General features: G+C 57.1%; 3 protein-coding genes. All 3 read left to right on the top strand.

All coding sequences use genetic code 11. The features are described 5' to 3' along the window. On the top strand, positions 1-444 hold a 444-nt coding region (locus H9S92_RS03900), incomplete at its 5' end, for a T9SS type A sorting domain-containing protein (RefSeq protein WP_187465408.1). 299 nt (positions 445-743) lie between these two features. Beyond that, positions 744-1,628 carry a response regulator gene (locus H9S92_RS03905; protein ID WP_187465409.1) on the top strand — a complete coding sequence of 295 codons (885 nt, stop codon included), beginning with the start codon at positions 744-746 and terminating at the stop codon, positions 1,626-1,628. 145 nt (positions 1,629-1,773) lie between these two features. Continuing rightward, the coding region (locus tag H9S92_RS22625) for an HYR domain-containing protein (RefSeq protein WP_187465410.1) at positions 1,774-6,083 on the top strand (4,310 nt) is incomplete at its 3' end.

Consider the following 6,083-nt stretch of genomic DNA (forward strand, 5'->3'; position numbering starts at 1 on the left):
GTGGCGGTAGCCCTGCGGGGTGCTGATGCGGTGCTGACGCTGGAAGTGATGGCTACGGCTGCGGGTCGCCTGAGCGAACTGGTGAGCCTGACGGATGAGATTACGGTTCGGGAGGGTGTAAGCCTGAACGGAACGGGTGGTGCCTTGACGCTTTCGTTCACGACGGCAGAAGTGGCCACGGGCCTGAACGCCCTGCTGCAGAACACGCCGAACCCGGTACGCGGTGAGACGGTGATCCGCTACGAGCTGGCCGTTGCCGGTGCAGCGACGCTGACGGTACAGGATGCCGCTGGCCGCCTGCTGCTGACGCGCAAGCTGGACGCTACGGCTGGCCGCAACCAGGTGGCGCTGACGGCAGCGGAGCTGGGCGCAGCGGGTGTACTGACGTACACGCTTACGGCCGGCGACTTTACCGCTACCCGTAAGATGGTGGTGGTTCGGTAGGACTGAATCAGAGTTGCCCTTTGGGGTGACTTAGGGGAAAGCCCCGCTGCTCCTTGGTTGGAGTGGTGGGGCTTTTCTCTTTTGGTGGTGGGACCTGCGGTCCTGGTGGTCGGGCTAAAGCCGCGACAATACCTTTAGCGACCTGCGGGCTTGGGGGTCGGGCTGAAGCCGCGACAATACCTTGGGGGTCGGGCTGAAGCCTCGACAGTACCTTGCTCCTCTGTCCCTTTTCCTGGCACCTGCGGTCGCGCCCGAGACAGACCAAGGTAAGCAAGTGATGGTATGATTAGTAACAGTTTTTGGAATGGAGCGTGCTTTACCGGTTTGTGCTTCGTGATTTCCCCGGCAGGTATGCCGATGCGATTTTGGGCAGGCAGGGATCGGGAAGTAGCTGCAGCTGGATTTTGGATTTAGAGCTTCCAGGGAGTAACCTGTTGAGGCAGGGCAGCTGGCTTGGTTTGGTGTTTACCGGTAATCAATTTTGCTGGCTTTTGACTACTTTGGAAAGTTTTGTAGCTTACCGCTTTTACGTGTTAAACACCACTACCTTGAAGGTTATAATCGCTGATGACCACCCCTTGCTATTGAACGGTTTAGAGCATTGCCTGAGCGATGCGGGCTACCGCATTATTGCAGCGGTGACCAATGGAATTGAGGCACTTGCTGCAATGGCGAAGCACCAGCCCTGCCTGGCGGTACTCGATATTTCTATGCCGGGGATGAATGGCCTGGAGGCGGCCCGCCAAGCCCGTGCGCGGGGCCTGGAGGCCAGGATATTGCTCCTTTCCCAATACAAGAACCTATCCTACATTGCCCGTGCGAAGAGCATTCCCGTTGATGGCTATTTGCTAAAAGAAAATGCTGTTCAAGACATTGTCAGAGCCTTGAGAACTATTGAGCAGGGGAAGTCCTTTTTTGACGGTGATTTGGAAATTATTTACCGCCTGGAGGTAGCGCCTTTGCTCCGTAAACTTGAAAACCTAAGTCCTGCGGAACGTAGAATCCTGCTGTGTATTGCAAGGGGGGAAGACACCAAGGCTATTGCGGAGGGCGTCGGTATTTCCCGGCGAACAGTGGAAAAACACCGGGAAAACATCCGGAGGAAATTGGATTTGGACCTCCCCGATGGGCAGGCCCTGAACCGGTGGGCAGGAGAGCAGCTGGACCTCCTGGAATGGGGATAAACCCGCATTTTAATGCGGTAAAACACCTAAGTTATGGCTGATTACGTAGTCCTACGTAGTTCAGGAGGTGGCGGGGCGGTCTACTTTTGGGCTTCGACCTAAATTTTTTTCGCAACGTAATCTTATGTTCCTCAAAACACTAAGAGTGCACTTAGCACTACTCATCTTTCTGTCCGGTGGTATGATGACCGGGCTAAACGCCCAATCCAACATTGTAGGCTGCACAGGAACCATCAATCTAGAGGGCGATGGTTCCGTTCGTGACTACATCATTGATCCGGGTTTTACCGGGACGCTCCGGATACTGGTAGAAGGAGGCGAGGGCGGTACTGCTCGCGTTAGAAATGAGATACTGGGAGAAGTTTCCTTTTGTACTGGCAGCGGAGGAAGGGGCAACTCCGTTGAGGCAGGCTTTAAGGTCGCCACTTCCGGCGCTGGAACTTTACGTCCCGGTGGTACTTTGCGCTTCATTCTGGGGGAAAGGGGAGAGTCCAGTACGGTGAATGGCACGCTCAGCGTAGGTAAGACTGTAGGCGGCGGTGGCGGCGGTTCGGCCCTATTGTACCGTGCTCCGGGAACCAGCAACTGGACGCTGTTGCTGGTGGGCGGCGGCGGTGGTGGCGGAACGGCCACTACGGGCGTCGGTTTTTGCGTTGCTACAAATGGAGGTAACGGAGTGGAGGGCAATGCCGAAGGACTATTTGGTGCCGGAGGAGAAGGCAATGCCGGTGGCGGCGGCGGCGGCGGCGGCGCTGACGTAAATGGCGGCGGACAAACCTGTATCAACCTGAACCTGGAGACGAATACGGTCCTCGATGGAGGAAGAGGTGGGGTAAACGGCGGCGCTGGCGGTACCGACGAAAATTGCTTAACCACTGAGGTCCTCAACGGTGGCTTCGGCTTCGGCGGCGGTGGTGGCGGATCCGTGGTTGGCGGCGGTGGCGGCGGATACATCGGTGGACGGGCCGGCATCATCGCCGAAGGGCCACAGGGCCGCGGAGGGGGCAGCTTCTGGAATTCTACTTACGCCACCAGTGTGACCGAAGGTACTATGCTCAATCCGGCACTTCCCGGTATCATCATCAATCCCGATGGTTTTGCGCTCATCCGGACTTTCTTCTCCAGCGAACTCACCTGCCCTGCTGATCAGATAGTTTATCTGGGCCCCACGGGTACTGCGCCGCTCGGGCTTACCTTCCCCGGGTCCGTAACCGCCAGCCAGACCAGCTTCGATTGTGACGACCTGGGCAACAATACGGTAACCCTTTCCAGCGGCACCGAGGATTGCCAGGTGAGTTGTACTTTTCAGGTCCGGGTCAGGGATACCATCCCTCCTACGGCCTCGTGCCGGCCCGTCACCTTGCCGCTCAATAGCGATGGTGCAGCCGTACTCACCATCAATGCCTTTGATGCGGGCTCTTCCGACAATTGTGGGGCTTTTACCAGAAGCCTATCGCAAACCACTTTCGATTGTGAAGATGCTCTCGGCGCTCCAATCAACGTTACGATGACCGTACGGGACCCGTCGGGGAACTCCCGTTCCTGCTCCGCCGCCGTCACCGTACAGGACAATGTTGCCCCCAGTATTTCCTGCCAAAGCATTACCCTGCCACTGGGAGGAAACGGTAGCGCTGTCATACCAACGGGAACCTTCAACTTCACCCTGAACGGCATCATCACCAGCAGCGCAGATAATTGCGGTATTTTCTTCAGCTCGCTTTCTAAGTTTTCGTTCGACTGCGCGGACCTGGGCCCCAATACCGTGCAAGCTGGGCTGGCTGACGTACAAGGAAACAGTGCAAATTGTACCGTAACCATTACGGTTGTTGATCCCATTGTCCCCACGCTGGCGGCCAATGACACTACCCTTTACCTCGACCAAAACGGCCTGGCGGAGCTATCCATCGAAGATTTTGCGTACGCCCTTTCCGATAACTGTGGCGCAGAAATCACTAACCTGCTTCGCTTGTCTCCCGTTTCTTCTCTGCTCAATACCCAGGGCGCGGCCGCAGGTGCCGGGAATGTTGAAGGAGCAAAGTCTTTTCCTCCGGTACTGTCTTTCACCTGCGATGACCTGGGTAACGTAAACCTTGAAGTAGAAATTGAAGCAATGGATGGTAGCGGCAACATCGTTCTGGATACCATCATTGTGACGGTACTTGATGACATCGCACCAAGCATCACCAACTGTACCCCAACTGCACCAACCGTTTTGGTTAACGATGACTGTGTTTTTGCGGGCTCCCCGGGGACTTTCTTCGTCAGCGAAAACTGCCCGGATGGCCTGCAAATCCGTGAAAACTATTTTGATGAGGCGGGCAATTTGTTCCTGTCGTTGACTTTTGATGAGCAAACTGGTGGCAGCAACCTGGGTGCCGGGCGCAACCTGCCAGTGGGGCGGGACAGCATCCAGCTCATCGTCTTTGATGCTTCCGGTAATTCAGATACCTGCAGTTTCACGATCCAGGTGGAAGACAACACTATTCCCGTAGTCACCTGTTCTGAGTTCACCGCCACCTTCTCCGCTTGCCCCGACGGAGTTTTTGCGAACTCCCCCTCCGGAACGTTCTCCCCGATTGGCAACCTGAGTGACTTCTCGGTTGCTGCTGGTGGCATCTACGTTGCATCTTTTGACCTTGCTGGTTGCGTAGACGACAACTGCTCAGGTTTGGAAGCAGCCTTTGTAGACTCCTACGAAGAAAACCGGATCGCAGGCTGTTCGGTAGACATCGTCAACGTCCTGGTCATCCGCGACGCCGCTGGCAACCAGGCCACTGATTCGATCTTCTTCCGGTCTACCATCGCCTTCGACGGTGATGCGCCGGTTTTCACGGTGTGCCCGGCCGATTCTCTCATTGATTGTGGCGTAGTACCCGTCGTGAATGCGGCCGATGCGACGGCCACCTCCGCTTGCGGTACGCCCGTGGTTACGGTCTCTGAGGCCGTCATTGTTGGCACCCCCAACTTTGCCGGAACCACTTATACCTTTACCTACACGGCCACCGACGGCTGTGGCCGGATGACGACCTGCGAGCAGATCTTCACCGTCCAGGACACCACCGCCCCCGTCATCATCTGCGAAGCCATTGAGGTGGCGCTCGACAGCACGGGCAACGTTACCATTGAGAATGGCGACGCAGTAGTGAGCATTGATGACGACTGTGGAGGGACTATTTCCGGTCCCTTCACAGTCGGCGGCCCAACGGCCCGTATGTTCGACTGCCTGGACGCCGACTCTACTTACCAGCGCACCGTAGTGGTTACGGACGCCAGCGGCAACCAGGGCAGCTGCACTTACGATGTGACGGTGATCGACAACATCACCCCCGTCATCGTTTGTGAAGCCATTGAAGTAGCCCTCGACAGCATGGGCGTGGCGATGATTGAAAACGCTGACGCAGTGGTCAGCATCTACGACAACTGCCCGGCTGACCTGAGTGGTCCCTTCACCGTTGGTGGCCCTGCGGCCCGGACCTTCGACTGTTCCTTTGCCGATTCTACCTTCCAGCGCACCGTCGTCATCACCGACGCCAGCGGCAATCAAGGCCGCTGTACTTACGATGTGACGGTAATTGATACGATCGCACCCATCGTAATTTGTGAGGAAATCGTTGTTCAGCTGGACGCGGCAGGTGTTGGCACCTACTGTGAGATCGAACTGTTCGAAGCTACCGACAACTGTGCGGTCAACTTCGCGCCCTTCGACCAGTGCTTTGTCCTCGGCTGCGCAGACGTTGGCACCTTCGAAGTTCCCATTACGGTCTTTGACTTCAGCGGCAACAGCAGCAGCTGTACGGCTACGGTCACGGTGGAAGACAATGTTCCCCCCGTCGCCGTGTGTCAGGACGTCACCGTTCAGCTTGACGTCAGCGGCAATGGCTCTACCACCGCTGCGGTGGTAGGCAACGGCTCGAGCGATGCTTGCGGCATTGCCAGCCTTGCGCTCAACGTGACGGACTTCACCTGCGCCAACGTAGGCCCCAACGAAGTTACCCTGACGGTAACGGACGTTAACGGCAACAGTTCCACCTGCACGGCCACGGTAACGGTAGAAGACAACATCGCTCCCGAGATTGTCGTCACCCCCCAAACGGTAGTACTAAGCAACGCCAACGGAACGGCTACCCTGACGGTTGCCGACCTGGCTACCGCTACGGACATCTGCGGCATCGCCTCTTTGACGGCCAGCCAGCTGCTCTTCACCTGCGAAGACATCGGTGAGGTGGAAGTGATCATCACGGCCACGGACGTGAACGGCAACGTAACGACGGCCCCGGTCATCGTGACGGTCCAGTTCCTGCAGCCCAACCTTTCCTGCATCGGCGAGATCAACCTGACGCTCAACGATGACTGCCAGGGCCTGCTGATTCCCCGCATGGTCCTGACGGGCAACGTTGCGTGCCTGGACGTATTTGGCTTTGACATCACGGTAATGGACAGCGACCCGAGCAACGG

Origin of the sequence: Neolewinella lacunae (assembly GCF_014349155.1) — a bacterium.
GTDB lineage: Bacteria > Bacteroidota > Bacteroidia > Chitinophagales > Saprospiraceae > Neolewinella > Neolewinella lacunae.